General features: G+C 58.5%; 12 protein-coding genes, 1 pseudogene and 1 riboswitch. Of the genes and pseudogenes, 9 read left to right on the top strand and 4 right to left on the bottom strand.

Annotated features, from left to right (window positions below; translation table 11 throughout):
- The first annotated feature begins 3 nt into the window (after nt 1–3).
- The 6 genes from glyA (at nt 4) to metE (ending at nt 9,387) form a co-directional block, all read left to right on the top strand.
- On the top strand, nt 4–1,341 hold the full coding sequence (gene glyA, locus NKH52_RS29270; RefSeq protein ID WP_352657494.1) for a serine hydroxymethyltransferase: 1,338 nt from the start codon (nt 4–6) through the stop codon (nt 1,339–1,341).
- Nucleotides 1,342–1,394: 53 nt separating this feature from the next.
- The gene (gene metK / locus NKH52_RS29265) at nt 1,395–2,567 is read left to right on the top strand and encodes a methionine adenosyltransferase (RefSeq protein WP_023812683.1); all 1,173 of its coding nucleotides are present in this window, start codon (nt 1,395–1,397) and stop codon (nt 2,565–2,567) included.
- 49 nt (nt 2,568–2,616) lie between these two features.
- Nucleotides 2,617–3,609, top strand: a complete 993-nt coding sequence (locus NKH52_RS29260; protein WP_352657498.1) for an adenosine kinase — start codon at nt 2,617–2,619, stop codon at nt 3,607–3,609.
- Nucleotides 3,610–3,930: 321 nt separating this feature from the next.
- Nucleotides 3,931–4,488: a hypothetical protein gene (locus NKH52_RS29255; RefSeq protein WP_352538835.1), complete on the top strand. Its 558-nt coding sequence runs from the start codon at nt 3,931–3,933 to the stop codon at nt 4,486–4,488.
- Nucleotides 4,476–6,170, top strand: a complete 1,695-nt coding sequence (locus NKH52_RS29250) for an alpha,alpha-trehalose-phosphate synthase (UDP-forming) (protein WP_352657501.1) — start codon at nt 4,476–4,478, stop codon at nt 6,168–6,170. Before NKH52_RS29255 ends, NKH52_RS29250 begins: the two co-directional genes overlap by 13 nt.
- Nucleotides 6,171–6,738: 568 nt before the next feature.
- Nucleotides 6,739–6,940, top strand: a riboswitch (cobalamin riboswitch).
- A 95-nt stretch (nt 6,941–7,035) separates the two neighbouring features.
- Nucleotides 7,036–9,387: a 5-methyltetrahydropteroyltriglutamate--homocysteine S-methyltransferase gene (metE, locus tag NKH52_RS29245; RefSeq protein WP_352538837.1), complete on the top strand. Its 2,352-nt coding sequence runs from the start codon at nt 7,036–7,038 to the stop codon at nt 9,385–9,387.
- 437 nt (nt 9,388–9,824) lie between these two features.
- Here the strand turns inward: metE and NKH52_RS29240 are convergent, their stop codons facing one another.
- Nucleotides 9,825–10,880, bottom strand: a complete 1,056-nt coding sequence (locus NKH52_RS29240; RefSeq protein WP_023812678.1) for a cytochrome-c peroxidase — start codon at nt 10,878–10,880, stop codon at nt 9,825–9,827.
- Nucleotides 10,881–11,835: 955 nt separating this feature from the next.
- On the opposite strand from NKH52_RS29240, the gene NKH52_RS29235 reads away from it, so the two are divergent.
- On the top strand, nt 11,836–12,189 hold the full coding sequence (locus tag NKH52_RS29235; RefSeq protein ID WP_023737108.1) for a hypothetical protein: 354 nt from the start codon (nt 11,836–11,838) through the stop codon (nt 12,187–12,189).
- Between the two features lie 137 nt (nt 12,190–12,326).
- On the opposite strand, the gene NKH52_RS29230 is transcribed toward NKH52_RS29235, so the two are convergent.
- Nucleotides 12,327–13,295, bottom strand: coding sequence for a glycosyltransferase family 10 domain-containing protein (locus tag NKH52_RS29230; RefSeq protein ID WP_084026292.1), 969 nt, complete (start codon nt 13,293–13,295; stop codon nt 12,327–12,329).
- A 159-nt stretch (nt 13,296–13,454) separates the two neighbouring features.
- Nucleotides 13,455–14,080 (bottom strand): annotated as a pseudogene (locus tag NKH52_RS29225) (transposase); the annotation flags it as partial.
- A 398-nt stretch (nt 14,081–14,478) separates the two neighbouring features.
- Between NKH52_RS29225 and NKH52_RS29220 the strand changes: the two are divergent.
- Nucleotides 14,479–14,949 (top strand): Ros/MucR family transcriptional regulator, encoded by a 471-nt coding sequence (locus tag NKH52_RS29220; protein ID WP_023737111.1) that lies wholly within the window; start codon nt 14,479–14,481, stop codon nt 14,947–14,949.
- 218 nt (nt 14,950–15,167) lie between these two features.
- Here the strand turns inward: NKH52_RS29220 and NKH52_RS29215 are convergent, their stop codons facing one another.
- On the bottom strand, nt 15,168–15,380 hold the full coding sequence (locus NKH52_RS29215) for a cold-shock protein (RefSeq protein WP_023737112.1): 213 nt from the start codon (nt 15,378–15,380) through the stop codon (nt 15,168–15,170).
- 345 nt (nt 15,381–15,725) lie between these two features.
- Here NKH52_RS29215 and NKH52_RS29210 point away from each other — a divergent pair, with 345 nt between their 5' ends.
- The gene (locus tag NKH52_RS29210; RefSeq protein WP_023671853.1) at nt 15,726–15,980 is read left to right on the top strand and encodes a hypothetical protein; all 255 of its coding nucleotides are present in this window, start codon (nt 15,726–15,728) and stop codon (nt 15,978–15,980) included.
- Nucleotides 15,981–16,732 lie beyond the last annotated feature (752 nt).

Below are 16,732 nucleotides of genomic sequence, written 5' to 3'. Positions count from 1 at the left end.
ACCATGGACAACTCCGCCGACGGCACGATCGCACAGCCCGACACCCACGGGCGGTCTTCCTTGGCCGCGGTTGATTGCCGCGTTCACGAGCTGCTTCTGAGACAGGAGCGGCAGGAGCGGACGACCCTCAAGCTCATCGCCTCAGAGAACTTTGCGTCCTCGGCCGTGCTGGAAGCGAACGGCTCGATTTTCACGAACAAGTACGCCGAGGGGTACCCCGGTGCGCGCTACTACGCTGGAAACGAGATCGTTGATGAGCTTGAGAATCTAGCCATTGAGCGCCTGAAATCACTATTTGGCAGCGAGCATGCCAACGTCCAGCCTTATTCCGGCTCGCCGGCCAACCAGGCTGTCTATCGTGCGCTTTTGAGTCCCGGTGACAAAGTCATGGGCTTGCCCCTTCCGGAAGGGGGCCATCTGACTCATGGTTGGGCCATCAACTTTTCCGGTACTGACTATCAACGCGTCCCCTATGGGTTGGATGAAACGACACAGCAGATTGACTATGACCGCTTGCGCGAGACAGCCAAGCGGGAACGGCCGCGGCTCATTTGGGTCGGCGGAACTGCTTACCCGCGTGTCTTTGACTACGCGGCAATGGCAGAAATTGCCCTGGAAGCGAACTCCTATCTCGTAGCCGACATTGCGCACATCAGCGGCCTGATTGCCGCGGGAGCGCACCCGAATCCCGTGGGCCATTGCGACGTGGTCAGCAGCACGTCCCACAAGTCGATCCGCGGTCCCCGCGGTGGCTTCATTTTGTCAAGGAACGAAGATCGCTATCAGGCCCTGTATCATACAAAGAGCAAATACAATCTCGCCAGACGAATAGACCGGGCGGTCTTCCCTCACCTGCAAGGCGGGCCTCACATGAATGCCATCGCTGCGCTAGCGGTTGCCTTGCACGAAGCCGCGAACCCGTCCTTCCGAAGCTACGGCCAACAGACGGTCAAGAACGCCAAGGCTCTGGCACATGCACTGCTTGAGCGAGGTCATGACCTGGTGACCGGGGGGACGGACAATCACATGCTGATCCTTGATCTTCGCAATCGGCCACTATCGGGCAAGGCCTATGCCGAGCGACTAGCAAAGGCAGGAATCATCACAAACTTTAATATGGTGCCTGGCGACCCGCGGGATCCGGCGGTCACAAGCGGAATTCGCCTGGGGGCACCAGCAGTGACGTCAATGGGCATGCGCGATGTGGAAATGCAGCAAATTGCTGGCTTCATTGACTCCGTCCTCCAGCGGCCAGACGACGAAGATCTCCATGCCTGCGTGCGAAGAGACGTTGCCGACTTGTGCGCTGCGTTCGAGGTCCCGGGCATCTCCGACAAGTAAGGTGGGCCAAGCAAAATGCCCATACCACATCCAACACCCGAAGCGAGGTATTCATGGCTAGGCAGTTCGTGTTCTCTTCCGAATCGGTTGGCGCGGGGCACCCGGATAAGTTGGCCGACAACATCTCGGATGCCATCCTCGACGCCATCCTCCGCACAGATCCCAAGGCGCGCGTCGCCTGTGAAGCGTTGGTAAAATCAGGGATAGTCGTTCTGGCTGGCGAGATTACCAGCGATGCCCAGGTGGATTACAGCCAAGTTGCGCGCGATACGATTCTCGACATTGGGTACGACGACGAGGCCGTCGGCTTCGACGGCCGGCGTTGCTCCGTCGTCCATGCCCTCACCGAGCAGTCGCCCGACATCAGCCAAGGCGTTGACGAGGGAAGAGGGCAAGACCTCCAGCAGGGAGCGGGAGATCAGGGCCTCATGTTCGGCTACGCATGCCGCGAAACCGATACCCTGATGCCTTTGCCGATCCAGCTCGCTCATCGCTTGACGAAACGGCAGGCGTATGTCCGGAAGGCACAGCTTGGCTGGTTGCGTCCTGACATGAAATCCCAAGTCTCAGTGCGCTATGAGGGGTTGCGCCCGGTCGCCCTGGATACCATCGTCGTGTCGACGCAACATGACGAGCAGGTCTCCCAAGAGACTGTCCGCGAGGGCGTCATTGAGGAAATCATAAAGCCTGTCCTGCCGACCCACCTGGAGACGGAAGGCATCAGAATTCTGGTCAACCCGACGGGGCGGTTCGTAGTCGGCGGGCCGCGCGGCGACTGCGGTCTCACGGGACGCAAGATCATCGTCGATTCCTATGGCGGGATGGGTCGTCATGGCGGCGGCGCCTTCTCGGGCAAGGACCCGTCCAAGGTTGACCGCTCGGCTGCCTATGCGGCCCGCTATGTCGCAAAGAACATCGTCGCCAGCGGACTTGCGGACGTGTGCGAGGTGCAGCTTGCTTACGCAATCGGCGTGGCCAGTCCGGTTTCCGTCATGGTCAACACGTTCGGGACAGCCAGGGTTGAGGAAAGCAGGATCGAGCGCCTCATTCTTGAGTTGTTCGATCTCAGACCGAAAGGCATTATCAAGATGCTTGATCTCTTGCGCCCTATATACCGCAATACAGCCACCTATGGCCATTTCGGCCGTGAAGAGCCTGATTTCACCTGGGAGAAGACAGACAGGGCGGACGAATTGCGTCGCGAGGCAGGACTAGCCGCCCCGTGAAGCCGCCGGCGAGCGAATTGGCAAGCGGAAAGCCCAAGCGGAGACATTGATGCCGGATTATGACGTGCTTTGCATCGGCAATGCCATTGTCGACATCATCGCCCAGTGCGACGACGCTTTTCTGGTGACCAACGGCATCATCAAGGGTGCCATGAACCTCATCGATACCAAGCGCGCCGAGCTGCTCTACAGCCACATGGGGCCGGCGATCGAGGCCTCCGGTGGCAGCGCCGGCAACACGGCGGCCGGCGTCGCCAGCTTCGGCGGCCGCGCCGCCTTCTCCGGCAAGGTGTCCAACGATGCGCTGGGCGAAATCTATGCGCACGACATCCATGCGCAGGGCGTTGCCTTCGACACCACGCCGCTCGAGGGTGAGCCGCCGACGGCGCGTTCGATGATCTTCGTCACCCCCGACGGCGAACGCTCGATGAACACCTATCTCGGCGCCTGCGTCGAGCTTGGGCCGGAGGATGTCGAGGCCGACAAGGCTTCTGGCGCCAAGGTCACTTATTTCGAGGGCTATCTGTGGGACCCGCCGCGCGCCAAGGAGGCGATCCGGCAGACGGCGAAGCTCGCGCATGCGGCAGGGCGCGAAGTCTCGATGACACTGTCGGATTCGTTTTGCGTTGACCGCTACCGCGACGAGTTCCTCGATCTGATGCGCTCGGGCACGGTCGACATCGTCTTTGCCAACAGCGACGAGATCAAGTCGCTCTACCAGACCTCGTCCTTCGACGAAGCGGTGGCGCAGATCCGCAAGGACTGCAAGATCGCCGCCGTCACACGCTCGGAAAAAGGCTCGGTGATCGTGCGCGGCGACGAGACCGTGGTCATCGAGGCGACCGCCATCAAGGAGCTGGTCGACACGACGGGCGCCGGCGATCTCTACGCCGCCGGTTTCCTGCATGGCTACACGCAGGGCCGCAACCTCAAGACCTGCGGCGACCTTGGCTCGCTGGCGGCCGGCCTGGTGATCCAGCAGATCGGCCCAAGGCCAAGGCAGAATTTGCGCCGCGAGGCGGAACGGGCTGGGTTGCTGTAGATGCGCGGGCAACTAACCAGCTGCCCAACCGACGCGATCATCGCAGTGGCGGAACTGTGTCAAAGCTCGCTGATAACGACAGCCATTCGCTTCGGAGAACTGACCGATGCTGCTGCCGTGAAGCTCGCTGGAAGGGGGTGCAAGGCGGGCATGCCTTGACGGCATTCACCGTCATCGAGATCGCCACCGGCATTTTCCAGAAGCTCAGCTTGGGGAAGGCCAGTAAGGTTCCTGAGGTAACGGAGAACTCGCGGCGTCCGTCGGAGCACTTGACTTGCGATCACGTCCCACGATGCCGAATGCGGGCAGACTGGTTCGCCATTGGTATGGGACCAGCGGAATTGGCAGCAGGGCTTCATCTTCGTCAATCTCGACGAGGCGCCGGATGTGGAGCCCGGCATTCGCGGATGTCAGGAAGTGCTCGCCTGGCTGGTATTCACATCGCGGTCTGGCTTCCACGATTTTGGGATCGTCGAGGGCAACGAGGAAGGGATTCAAAAACCGGCCCTGACGGGCGGAAAGGGACTATCCCGCCCTCTCCGATCTCCGTGTCAAAACTCTTCGGCAGACGCAGGATCGCATCACGGGGCCCGGCAGCCTTGGCTGCAGCGACATAGTTTCAGTTCATTTCAACAGGTGCTGGCATGGGTGTATCTCTTATCCGAACAATCCAACAATTACCGCAAGCACGGTCCGCTCGATCGGGTCGCCAGCTATTTTCGCGATAAGCCGGTTCTTGAGGGCGCCGAAGCCGAAACGCGGCAATCGGTCGCCATTTGCTCTGACGCTCGTCAGATTCTCGTCAGCAGGGCCAATTTGGAATTCCAGTTGCTCCATCTGGGGGAAATATTCAACGGAGGCATGAAATGGACGCATTGAACAACGCCAACTCGCCGCGCCGGAACCTCACATGGCAAACTGGGGCTGTTCACGAACTAATCGCTTTTGAACAACCCCTGAGAGACTTGCCACAGGAGCGAGAACAACAAGCCGAAGTTGGCCCGTCCCGTCCTGTTGTCTCAGCCGCAGACCAGCGCTTCAACACGGCGGCCCAGCAGCCACATAGGAGTCTTATCGCAATTTCCAACCGCGGTGCGACTGTCAATTCTGATCAGCCCAAGACAGGCGGGCTTTCGGCGGCCCTGGAGTGCGTCGTGGAGCGTTCCGGCGCGGTCTGGGTAGGTTTTTCCGAGCATCTGGGCGACGGGGATAAGCAACAGGTGCCCCTCGTGCAGCGTGGCAAAGGTCAAATCGGGTGGCTCGATGGGCCGGCAGCGGACTATTCTCGGTACTATCAAGGTTTTGCAAATTCAATATTGTGGCCGGCGCTCCACTCGCTGCCGGACCGGATCTCAGGCTCGGAAGAGGATTATAAAAGTTATCGCGACGTCAATGCCTTCATGGCGCGCGCGGTGTCCGAATTGGGAGATAACGCAGTCTACTGGGTTCATGACTACCATTTCCTGCCGCTCGGCGCTGATTTGCACAGACTCGGCATTGACCGGCCGATCGGCCATTTCCTGCATACGCCATGGCCCGAGTCTGACATGATGGAGCGCGTGCCCAATTCTGGCGAGCTAATGAAATGTATGCTCGAGTATGATCTGCTCGGTTTCCAGACCGACCGTGATGTGAGCAATTTCCTCGCCTGTGTCCAATCTCATTTGGGGCTGGAGAGCAAGAACGGGGTCGTTTTCTCGGACCATGGCCAGACGCAATGCCAAAATTTTCCTATAGGTATCGATCCGAAGCAATTCGAACAGTGTGCCGCAGATTCGCTTGAGGCGCAGAAAGCCTACATTTCGCAGTTGAAACTTGGCGGAGCAAAGCTAGTTATCGGCGTCGATCGGCTCGACTACACCAAGGGCATCGACAATCGGATTAAAGCTTTCGATCTGCTGGCAGTCGAGCCGCAACGTGTCTCGCTCTTGCAAATCGCAACTCCCTCACGTGGCGACATCCAAGCGTACAGCGAATATCGGCGCGACGTCGAAAGACTCGTCAATCAAGTCAACAACCGGCATGGCACGGACGAGTGGATGCCGATTATCTATGAGAACAGGTCGTTCACCCAAGCTGAGATAGCGGGTCTTTACAGAGCCGCGCGTGTTTGCGTTGTGACGCCGTTGCGCGATGGCATGAATCTTGTGGCGAAAGAATACATTGCTGCACAAGATCCGAGCGACCCTGGCGTTCTGGTGTTATCGAAGTTTGCCGGCGCGGCCGAAGACTTCGGCGAGGACGCCCTGCTGGTAAATCCGAGGCTCTCCGACGAGATAGCTACCGCGATCTCAAGAGCGGCCAGCATGCCGCGCGAAGAACGCATCCAACGCTGGCGGAGGATGATGGACAAACTTGAAGCGTATACGATCCACCATTGGTCAGCGGACTTCGTTCGGCAACTGGACAGCAGCCGGGATACGGTCCCTGCGGATCACTTCCACTATGTTGGCTTGGGCTGGATCAGCGAGGCCCAAATGCCTTCGTATCGGACCGAGCCAGAATTGCACACCGCGCTGACGCGTGCACTGGATAAAAACTGGGTCCTGCCGATCGTATGATGCAGAATATGAAGCACGCGAGCTTTGCCTGCATTTGCGCATCCCTCAATGCCGAGCGCTTGGAGAGAGAGATACTTATCCTGACCGCCTGAATGCGGCTTAAGCGGCTTATCGGGACCACAGTCGGGCTTTGCATCAGACCCTTGAGCCAGGCTCCGTCAGTGTGGTCTCTTGCCGCCGAGCGGAGTCATCACGATTGCCTAGTCACCCGTGATGACGACTGGCGTGCCAATTCCCCTCGGACCACGGTTTGGCGCTCACTCCGAGAAAACCGCTTCTCCCACGCACGCACGGCTTGCGGCCGCATCGTTAAACATCGCCACCAATGCGATCTTCTGCATTCTAATGACGTTGTCACGCGCTTGAAGTCTTGTCCGAAATCCTTCATCGGCGACCTGCGAGGGATGTCGCAGCCCGACAGGGATCCATTAGTTGGACTATGGTGGCAGCGGAGCAGCGCCGCCAATGGGCGACTGAATATTTCACAATGTTAGACAAGCGTAAAAGCGAAATCACATAACGACATAAACATTTCGTTATGCGTCATTGACAAAAGAGCGGACTGCTGTGATTGTCTGCGTGTCGTGGTTCTCGCGTGCGGCGCTGCCGCAGCGGAGCTAAGAGGGAAGCCGGTGCAATGCCGGCGCTGCCCCCGCAACTGTTAGTGGCGAGCCAACCCCACTCATGTCACTGAGGCGAATACCCTCAGGAAGACGGGTAGAGGCTATGACCCCGCGAGCCAGGAGACCTGCCACGGCGAATTACGTCCACGGGCGGGGTGTCTCGGTGGCCGCTGCAAGCCGGCGTTCGTGCCGGCCTGCTAGCGCCTTCCTTGTCATCGGCGCCCCAACCATCGGGGTATGACATGACTGACTCTCAGGAAATTCCTGTAGCAACGCTCGGCGTGCCGCGCTTCGGTCGTCGGCGAGAACTGAAATTCGCGCTTGAAAGCTACTGGTCCGGAACATCGTCCGCTGGCGACCTTCTCACGACGTCGAAGGCGCTCCGTGCCGCTAGCTGGGAAGAGCAGCGCGATCGCGGCGTGTCGAAAATCCCGTCGAACGACTTCTCGCTTTACGACCATGTGCTCGACACCGCAGCCATGGTCGGGGCCGTTCCATCCCGTTACGGCTGGAATAGCGGCGAGGTCCCACTTGACATCTACTTCGCAATGGCGCGCGGCAACCAGGGTCAGACGGAGGATTGTGGACACGCTGGTCACCAGGAGGAGGCTCATGGACCTGGTGTAACCGCGATGGAAATGACCAAGTGGTTTGACACCAACTACCACTACATTGTGCCGGAACTCGATGATGATCAGACGTTCGCCCTCTCGTCATCGAAGCCGGTCGATTATTTCCTCGAGGCTAAAGCTCTCGGCATTCACACACGCCCAGTCATCCTTGGACCCATCACCTTCCTCAAGCTGGCGAAATCGCCTGCCGAGGGGTTCGGTCCCATCGCGCTCCTACCGCGGCTGCTGCCCGTTTACGAGCAAGTCCTGCAGAAGCTGAAGCTGTCGGGAGCCGACTGGGTGCAGATCGATGAGCCAGCGCTTGTCCTCGATCTGAACCCGAACGAACGAGCTGCGTTCGAATTCGCCTATGGCCAGCTGTCGAAAGCCGCGCCCGAGCTGAAGATCATGCTGGCTACGTATTTCGGGTCGCTGGGAGACAATCTCGAAACCGCGGTTTCTCTGCCCCTGGCCGGGCTGCATATTGATCTCGTGCGCGCTCCCGAGCAGCTGGAAACGGTGGGTCGGCTCGCTCCGAAGGATCTGGTGCTCTCGCTTGGCTTGATCGATGGCCGCAACGTCTGGCGTGCGAACCTGCCCGCCATTCTCGACCGCATCAAACCGATCGTCGCCGGCTGGCCCTTGGACCGCGTCGAGATCGCGCCTTCTTGCTCGATGCTGCATGTGCCGATTGATCTGCGCATGGAGACGGAACTCGACGCCGACATCAGGTCGTGGCTCGCCTTCGCGGCCCAGAAGACCGACGAGCTGGTCTTGCTGGCCCGGGCCCTGTCCCAAGGCAGGGATGCGGTGGCAGGCGCGTTGAAAGCGTCTGCCGAGGCTGCCGCCACGCGCGTGACATCCACGAGGATCCATGACCCGCTTGTTCAGGGGCGGATCGCTAGCATTGAGGACAGCGCGAAGCGACGAGAGAGCGCTTTTGGCGAGCGCTCCAGAGTCCAAGCCGGCTCACTCGGGCTGCCGCCGTTCCCGACGACGACCATCGGGTCCTTCCCGCAGACGCCGCAGGTACGCAAGGCGCGGGCCGCTCATGCGAAGGGCCAGCTGAGCTATGTCGACTATGAGACGTTCCTGAAGAAGGAGATCGAGGCTGCAATTCGCTGGCAGGAAGAGATCGGGCTGGACGTGCTGGTGCACGGTGAGTTCGAGCGAAACGACATGGTACAGCATTTCGGCGAGCAGTTGTCCGGCTTCGCGTTCACCCAGCATGCCTGGGTACAAAGCTATGGGTCGCGCTACGTGCGTCCCCCCATCATTTTCGGCGACGTATCGAGGCGCAATCCGATGACAGTGCGCTGGTGGCAATTCGCCCAGTCGCTTACGGAAAAGCCCGTGAAGGGAATGCTCACAGGCCCAGTCACCATTCTCAACTGGTCTTTTGTTCGCGACGACGTACCCCGCTCCGAAGCCTGCCGCCAGATCGCGCTCGCCATCCGCGACGAAGTGACGGATCTCGAAAGGTCCGGCGCAAGGATGGTCCAGATCGATGAGGCCGCCTTTCGCGAAGGATTGCCACTGCGCCAATCTGACTGGAAAGTCTATCTCGACTGGGCTGTCGAATGTTTCCGGATCGCTTCAACGGGTGTAAAGGACGCGACTCAAATTCATACCCACATGTGCTATTCGGAGTTCAACGAGATCATTCACGCGATCGCTGGAATGGATGCGGATGTCATTTCGATTGAGACGTCGCGCTCGAAGATGGAACTGTTGGACGCCTTCACGAGCTCCAAATATCCGAACGAAATCGGTCCCGGCGTCTATGATATTCACTCACCACGCGTCCCGGAAGTCGGCGAGATTTCGGACTTAGTCATGCTTGCCCGCGAGCGACTGTCCGATGGCCAACTGTGGATAAACCCCGACTGTGGCCTCAAAACACGCAAATGGGAGGAGGTCCGCCCTGCCCTCATTAACATGGTCGCTGCAGCACGCGCGCTCCGGCAGAAAGTGCAGGCGTGAGGCTTCTCTTCCTCACCGTGTGGGGAGTTGCCGACTGGCGGATGTCGGCCGGGAATATGCCAAACCGATCACACTCTTGGAAATAAGCCACTCGGCGAAAATGTGCAATTTTCCTTCGGCACGTGTCCTCATCCCGCAGAAATATGAATGTGACACTACGCTATAGTATTGGTCCTTGGGAACATACAGGCCCCGCGCCTCGAACAAATCGTACACACGTCGTTTCTCAAAGTAGACTGCTTGGCATGTTCGCTCAGGCGGCGACAATATATGGTGCTGCGCGTCTGTCCGCTTCCCCAGCTGATTCGCGCAGACTACGGGCGAGGTGGCAGGTTTCGGGTATTGCTAGCCTCCCGCCAATTCGGAGATGGATGTGGCAATTCGTGTGGCCCAAGTAAAAGCCGCAATCATTTTCGATGTCCGCAGCCAGTTGGCCCTTATTTTCCTAAGATCTGCGTTACAGGCCGGGGCGTTGTCGCCGTTTCGGAGGGTAAGATGGGATAGGTGACCTCGGGTGCCTCTCCGGTCAGCGAGTTGAGGAAGGCAACAAGCAGATCAACTTCTTCGTCCGCCAGTACTACGCCAAGCTGGGTGGTCCCCATAATAGCGACGGCCTGTTTCAGATCCCAAACCTTGCCCGAATGAAAGTATGGCGCGGTGAGTGCAACGTTGCGCAGCGGCGCCACGCGGAAAACATAGTAGTCATCGGCTGCATTGGTGACCGCGAATCGGCCCTTGTCTTTGTCCGGCAGGACCTCGGCGCTGGGCTGTTCCACGAGGCCAAAGGGGAAATAGGCTTGCCCACCAACGTTGATGCCGGCATGGCAGGACGAGCAGCCTTTGTCCATGAAAAGCGCCAGGCCCTGTTTCTGTTCGGAAGTCATGGCAAGCTCATCACCATTCAGGAAGCTGTCGAACGGGGCCGGTGTGACCAATGTCGCCTCGAAGGCTTCGATCGCCTTGGCGAAGTTGTCGAAGGTGACCCGATCGGCTTCAGCCGGAAAAGCTGCATCGAACCACTCGACATATTGCGGCATGGACTTGAGCGTGGCGATGACTTGGTCCGGTGTATTGGCCATTTCGATGCCAGCTTGGACCGGTCCCTTCGCCTGAGCCTTCAGGTCTGCGGCACGACCGTCCCAGAACTGAGCGATGTTGAAGACAGCGTTCAGTACAGTCGGCGCGTTGCGCTGTCCCTTCTGCCAACCATGGCCGATCGAGGTTTCGTGATTGTCGTCGCCGCCCGTGGCCAGGTTGTGGCACGAGTTGCACGACAAAACGCCTGACGCCGAGACGCGTGGATCGAAGAACAGTGCCTTGCCGAGAGCGATCTTTTCCGGGGTGTTCGGGTTGTTGGCGACTGTCGGCGTGGTGGATGGCAAAGCCCTGAAGGTGGCCAATGCCGTATCTCTGAGGTCGGTGGGGATCGAATCCGCAGCAAAGGCGGTGGGTGCCAGCAAGGTGACAGCCATCGTTCTGAATAGGATTTTCATAAATGGTCTTCCTGCGTCGTGCACGCAGCCACTATGCGATCTGCGGCTCATGAACGCCCTGAGCTAGATCAGTTGAGGGAGAGGATCGGGGTCTGGCACCTGTTTTCGCGGCTGAGCTGGGACCCTCTTGGAAGTGATCGCTCTTCTCGATTGGACTTCAGGGAGGAGGAGTATCCCTGCTCGACAACCGTTTGTATGCATCAAAGCACGCCCTGGCGGCGGCTTCGTAGATTCGGTCATTGCGATCTTCCCGCCATCGTTGAGAAAGTCGAGAGCACCCGCAAGACTGGCAATCTCTTGCACGATGTGCGCTGCACGCCTTGCGAAAAGTGAGCTTCTGAAACCTCAGGGTTCATTCGTTCCTCCTGACCTGCTGATTGCGTGAATCGGCCTTATCGACACCCGCGGACTGCACATTGTGGTGTCACCAGCGATGGCGGTCTCAATACCTAAGCAGCAACGGTCTATGCGACAGTATGGATGTCCTGTCGGAATAGCCGGTTCGCCTTATCGACGTCACACCGGCATATAGCTCCGCTTCTACGAACATCCCATCACGCGAGGAAAGACATGGCCAACACGCGCAGTATCGCCAATCTAGCCCTTGTGTCGGCGCGGCGCTTGAGCAGGTCCACCGGCTGTAAGTGCCTCACACCTTGATCCACAGATCCTAGGCGATGACCACGTTGTCGTCATCATTTGACGGACGCGGGGCATTGGCCCATAAGCGAGCCACCGCAAACTGTGCGGTTGCCAATGCGTAATGATGTGAATTGGAATGATCTTCGGTTTGCGAAACACGCACGTCCGACGCAGCTTGCGTTGACAGAGGCGGTTTTACGCGCAATAGCACTTCCGCCGGCCTATTTTTGTGGAGTTCAATTGTGGTTCGGCCAAGGGAGCTGGGCGCCGGACCGGCCCCGTGTAAACCTCATCAAAGAGAGAGAGACCCTGCATGGAAGAATTCTTACCGCGCATCGCCACTGGTGCCGGCATCGGCCCGGCTCTCGCAGAGAAGGGCGTTGGGTTAATGCTGGGTTTCCTGCAAAGCCACGCGGCCGACGGTCCCGTTGCGCGCATGATCGAGGCCATTCCGGGAGCTTCGGAATTAGTAGCGAAGTATCATGGCGACGACCCAGAGGGTGGCGGCCTTATGGGGCTTGGCCAGCAATTGATGAGTGAGGGTCTCAGCATGGCAAAGATCGCCGGCCTCGCCAACGAGACGATCGCCTGCGCCAAGGAACATGCCGGCGACGAACTCGTGGACGAGGTCCTCAATTCCGTTCCTGGCCTTCCCCAGTTCGTCTGATCAGCGGCAGCCGGGGGCGCATGACCTCGTGCGCCCGTGCCGGCCCGTCTGCGCAGCAGGCATTCTCCGCCGAGCATTCCGTACCGATCTCGCCAGACCACCGACCGCCGGGCACGCGAAGCGAGCGTTGGAGTACTTCATTCGTCTATTCCAAAATCGACCTCAGGCGAATCGATGTGTATAATTTCCGGCGGTAAGGGTTTATCCTGAACGCTTTCGATGAAGCTCGCGAGATAAGCAAACGTATTGTATTTCTCGAGGACCAACCGCTTCGCCTCTCTTATTGCGCCGCGACGTTCCTTCCAGAGGTCCGAGTTGATGATTTCTTGAATTTTTGGGATTACGTTCTTGTCCTCTGGGTCAATCAGAACCATAGAGTCCGAAGGGAAGAACCTCGTGATTGCAGGGCTGCCGTAATAGATCGGCATTGTTTCAGCAACGAAGCAGTCCATAAGCTTCTCTGTAAAATAGTAATCAGCACGAGTATTCTCGAACGCTATACTGTAACGGTAAGGTGCGAGTGCGTTCCATTTATCTCCAATCAGCCGAAAACCTCGGCCGAACAGGTCAAAATCGAGCTCCTTTCTCAGCCGTTCCAGAAACGCCAGCCGATATCGATGTCCTTTAAGCAGGGCGATGTCACTGGTAATCCATGAGAGCCGAAGCGGCTTATCCACGACTTCGCTGACCAGAAGTTGGTCATATGTCTTGTTTACAGACCAAGACCGAGTGATAGGTGGAGACAAAACGAATCGGCGCGCTGCATTCTGCCGAGCAGCCAGCTCTGCGTCACACGTCAGGACGATAGTATTTTTCCCCTGCCCTTCATGAAACGCGCGATGAGCTTTCGTCGGCGGTTCGCCGATTGCAAAAATTGTCCTGTTTGGGCTCGCCTCGATATCAACAGGGAGCCCAAAAAGAGAAGCAGAGTTAAAGACGATATGCCAATCGGGCACGAAGGATGTCGTGCGAACAAAAGCGACATTGTTCCAGATTCCACTCCCCTTTGGAGTGAGATGGTGGATTGCATCATCCAAAACGCCCCAAGAATCTAGACATGTAGCAACAATGGGCGCCGGGCGTTCCGTCAACAATTTGGCCGACAAAGCAGTTCCACTCCCTCACTCGTGAAGGTACTCAATGGCCATTCAGGATTGCGGTAACATTGGGCAGCATAAACCTTCCGGGACCCGCTGTCGAGGCAATTGTCGCTTTGCACTTGACCAGGTTCTTCCTCGCTTTGTGCGGTGATCGGGCCGGCTGAGTGGCAGCATGCGTGCCCAAAGGAGTTCGCAGCCCGCTCTGCCTACATCGTACGTTTAATCGTCTTCAGGCGGTTGATCAGCCCTTTCGCCTGCCGTTGCTCGATAGTTCAATGGCATCGCGAACGGCGTCAACGTCACGGCGTAGGCCCTACCGAAACGCGGGATGGCGACGAACCCGGAGTTGACGCCACGTCGATCGAAGTGTCGAGCTTGCCCAATTCACAGGCCCCGCAAAATGCCGCGGAAGCGCATGGCAAGCCTGCGCATAGTGGCAAACTCATGTGACCCCTGCTTCAGGACGTCGACCTTTGTGGCCTGGTTGATCGTCAGCACATCCCGAGGCTTCGTGCAGAGGGCCGGGGCCACTACCGGCGAGATCAGACGGCCGGTCGCGGGATTCCGTATGGGACAGCGTCGTCTGGCAGGTTGACGCGTATGATTGAAGCAGGCGACGCACTGTCCTTGCCCGGCCTCTCGGCACGGCGCCAGCTTGCGAGAAGCCGCTCCAGATTCGAGAAGCTGCCCGTGTCGCCGCGCTGTTAATCGTGGAACAGGTGTCGTCCGCAGCGATTGCCGTCTCTCGAGGACCGGCAAAGAAACGCCTCGAAATACATTGATGTCCTTGGTTACCAGCGGCGGTTCCCAGCCCCTTGGAAGAGCGGCTCACCGGGCGATGAACTTACATTTGGCCATTGCCAATGAACGTCCATCGTCCTGACGCCCACCAGCAAGCGATCACGATCCCTCGATTTCACAGTGCAAAGAAGTAAAGCGGGACACAAATAGCGCGCTTAGCCTCGACTACTAGCAACTTCGGCGCAAAGTTACAGCCGGGACGCGCCACGCACCACGGCAGGGTCGCCAACAACGAGTGGCTCAGCGGTCACGACGGGAAATATGGCGCATCGATGTCGCTTCTGGACGAGCATTGGCAATAACGCTGTCGAGACATTGTTGCTTTCAGCGGCAACCGGCCCTATGAAGCGACGCTTCGCTGACTATGTTTCACCGCCTGGAGAGTTTCATGACAGAAGAAGCCGGAAAAAACGTCGACACCCTCATTGAGCTTGCCGCCGATGTCGTGTCGGCCTATGTCTCCAACAATCCGATCCCGGTGGGGGATCTCCCTGCCCTCATCGGCCAAGTGCATGCGGCTCTGACAGCGACGGCCGGAGGTGTCTCTGCGCAAGAGCCGGTTGCCCTTACGCCTGCAGTCCCGATCAGGAAATCGGTGACACCGGACTACATCATCTCCCTTGAGGACGGGAAGAAATTCAAATCGCTAAAGCGCCATCTGTCGACCCACTATGGGCTGACGCCGGATGGATATCGGGCCAAATGGGGCCTGCCGGCGGATTATCCCATGGTCGCGCCGAACTACGCCGCGGCGCGCTCGACATTGGCCAAGACGATGGGGCTCGGCCGCAAACCGAAGGCGCCGGAAGCGCCGGAGCCTGCGCCGACGAAGCGAACCCGCAAGAAGGTCGCGGCTTGATTTCGGCAATCGAGATTCGTTCTGGAGCGTTGCAGCCATCGGCTTAATCTGCGCGTCATATAAAAAGGCGGGGCCAACCCCGCCTTCCTTTCAAACAACCTTGTTTCATGAGGAATTCGCGACCCTGCAGCAATCTGCTGCCCTCAGTTTTTGCTCGGTCCCATCGAGCGGCCGTGAGGACTTATGTGCTTACTCTTGCCAGGACGCAGGAGAAAATTTTAACCAGCTTTGCTGAGGCTGCCAGCGGAGGACTTGCCCGTGCGGCGATCCTGCTCGATCTCATAGTTGATCTTCTGGCCGTCAACGAGGGTCGAGAGGCCCGCGCGTTCGACAGCGGAAATGTGGACGAAAACATCCGGACCGCCATTGTCGGGCTGGATAAATCCAAACCCCTTGGTGCTGTTGAACCACTTTACCGTTCCAGTCGGCATATACTTGTTCCTTCTTTTACAATGCAACGTGGGCAGGCCATTAGGCCTGTCCGAGTCATAGCCGAGAGTTGGGCGCAGCAAAAAGCGAAAAATTGTTAAGCCCCGATCAGCTGGCGCACTCCTTTGTGGGCGTAGCCGCCAGCAAGCACTGTCCTACACTACCGCTTGAGCGTGGCCGGAAGCGCACAATTTCTTCCAACGCTCCTCAGCGCCACGTCGATGGCTCGGGTTTGGAGGCGCGGGACGTAAGGCCGACCGCTGCTCGTGCCGCCAGGTCAAAGGCCGGGTAGTTCACGGAGCTGCCTTCGTGCATAACACCTTGGGAGCGCCTTAAGGAGTTTCGTGTTGGATTGTTTCAAGAGGGTCGAGGGGTTGATCGATGCGACCAGCGTGGAAGCGATCGATAGCGCGCGCGTTTTGCTGGACCAGTTCAAGGGCAAGTCAGAAACAATCGCCCAAGCGATTGACGACTTCCTGCTTGATTTCATGACCTTGCTGTTTGTGGTAGAAGCCACCCGCGAGCAGTTCCACAATCCGGCGAGGCGGTTAGCGCGCATCAGATTGAGCAAGGTCAGGCTGTTACTCACGCGATGCTCTTGACCTAAGCGACCACTCCGCCAGGCATGCATTTGCAGCCGAGCGCACCAGGCGGTATTTTACGCACATGAAATCAATCGCGACCGCTAAATTCTGCTGTTCGGTGCCCAGGGACGACGGCAAGCGCGGACAGCTTCCGTGCTGCTGTCCTGCAGCGGCAAATGTGCTGCATGCCTCCATCCAAGGCGAGCTCGACGTTTGTTTCTTACGTGACCAAGGTCCCGCGAAAACACTCCCCTTCCCGCAGCAACTCATCACGTTCAACGGCCTCGCGGCAGGCCATCACGCCAGAAGAGAGCAACGGCATCGTTTTTCCCGCCCAGTCCTACGACCTCGTTTTCCAGCGCCTCGCGAATGTCGCCACCCGCCGTTTTTTTTCAGGTCCGTCTTCGCGCGCGAGCTGGCTCCGCGCCCACTTAGCTACGCTGCTCACGTCTCTACCCCTCAGCACCGCTCGGTCTGACTGTCGAGACATCGGTCCGCTGGAGCGACAACATTTCAATTCTGACCGTCGGTGCAGCGGCCTTCGAAGCGCGTCCAGTACCCCTCCCCGGCAGCGCGCCTAATCGTCTTCCGAAGGAAGAAGATATTCTCAGTCGTGCTCGCGTCGCCTTCAGCCCTGTTCAATCGCCCACAATGTCGGATGCGCAACATGGCAGAGCCCGATTTGTGGTTGTGTGCGTCAAGTTCTGCAAAATGGGCGATCATGAAGCTGGTCATGCGGCTTGGCGTAGAGCGAGCTTCTTGTGCTCGCG

Source organism: Mesorhizobium sp. M1066 (assembly GCF_040318635.1).
GTDB lineage: Bacteria > Pseudomonadota > Alphaproteobacteria > Rhizobiales > Rhizobiaceae > Mesorhizobium.
This window is presented reverse-complemented; position numbering and strand designations above follow the sequence as displayed.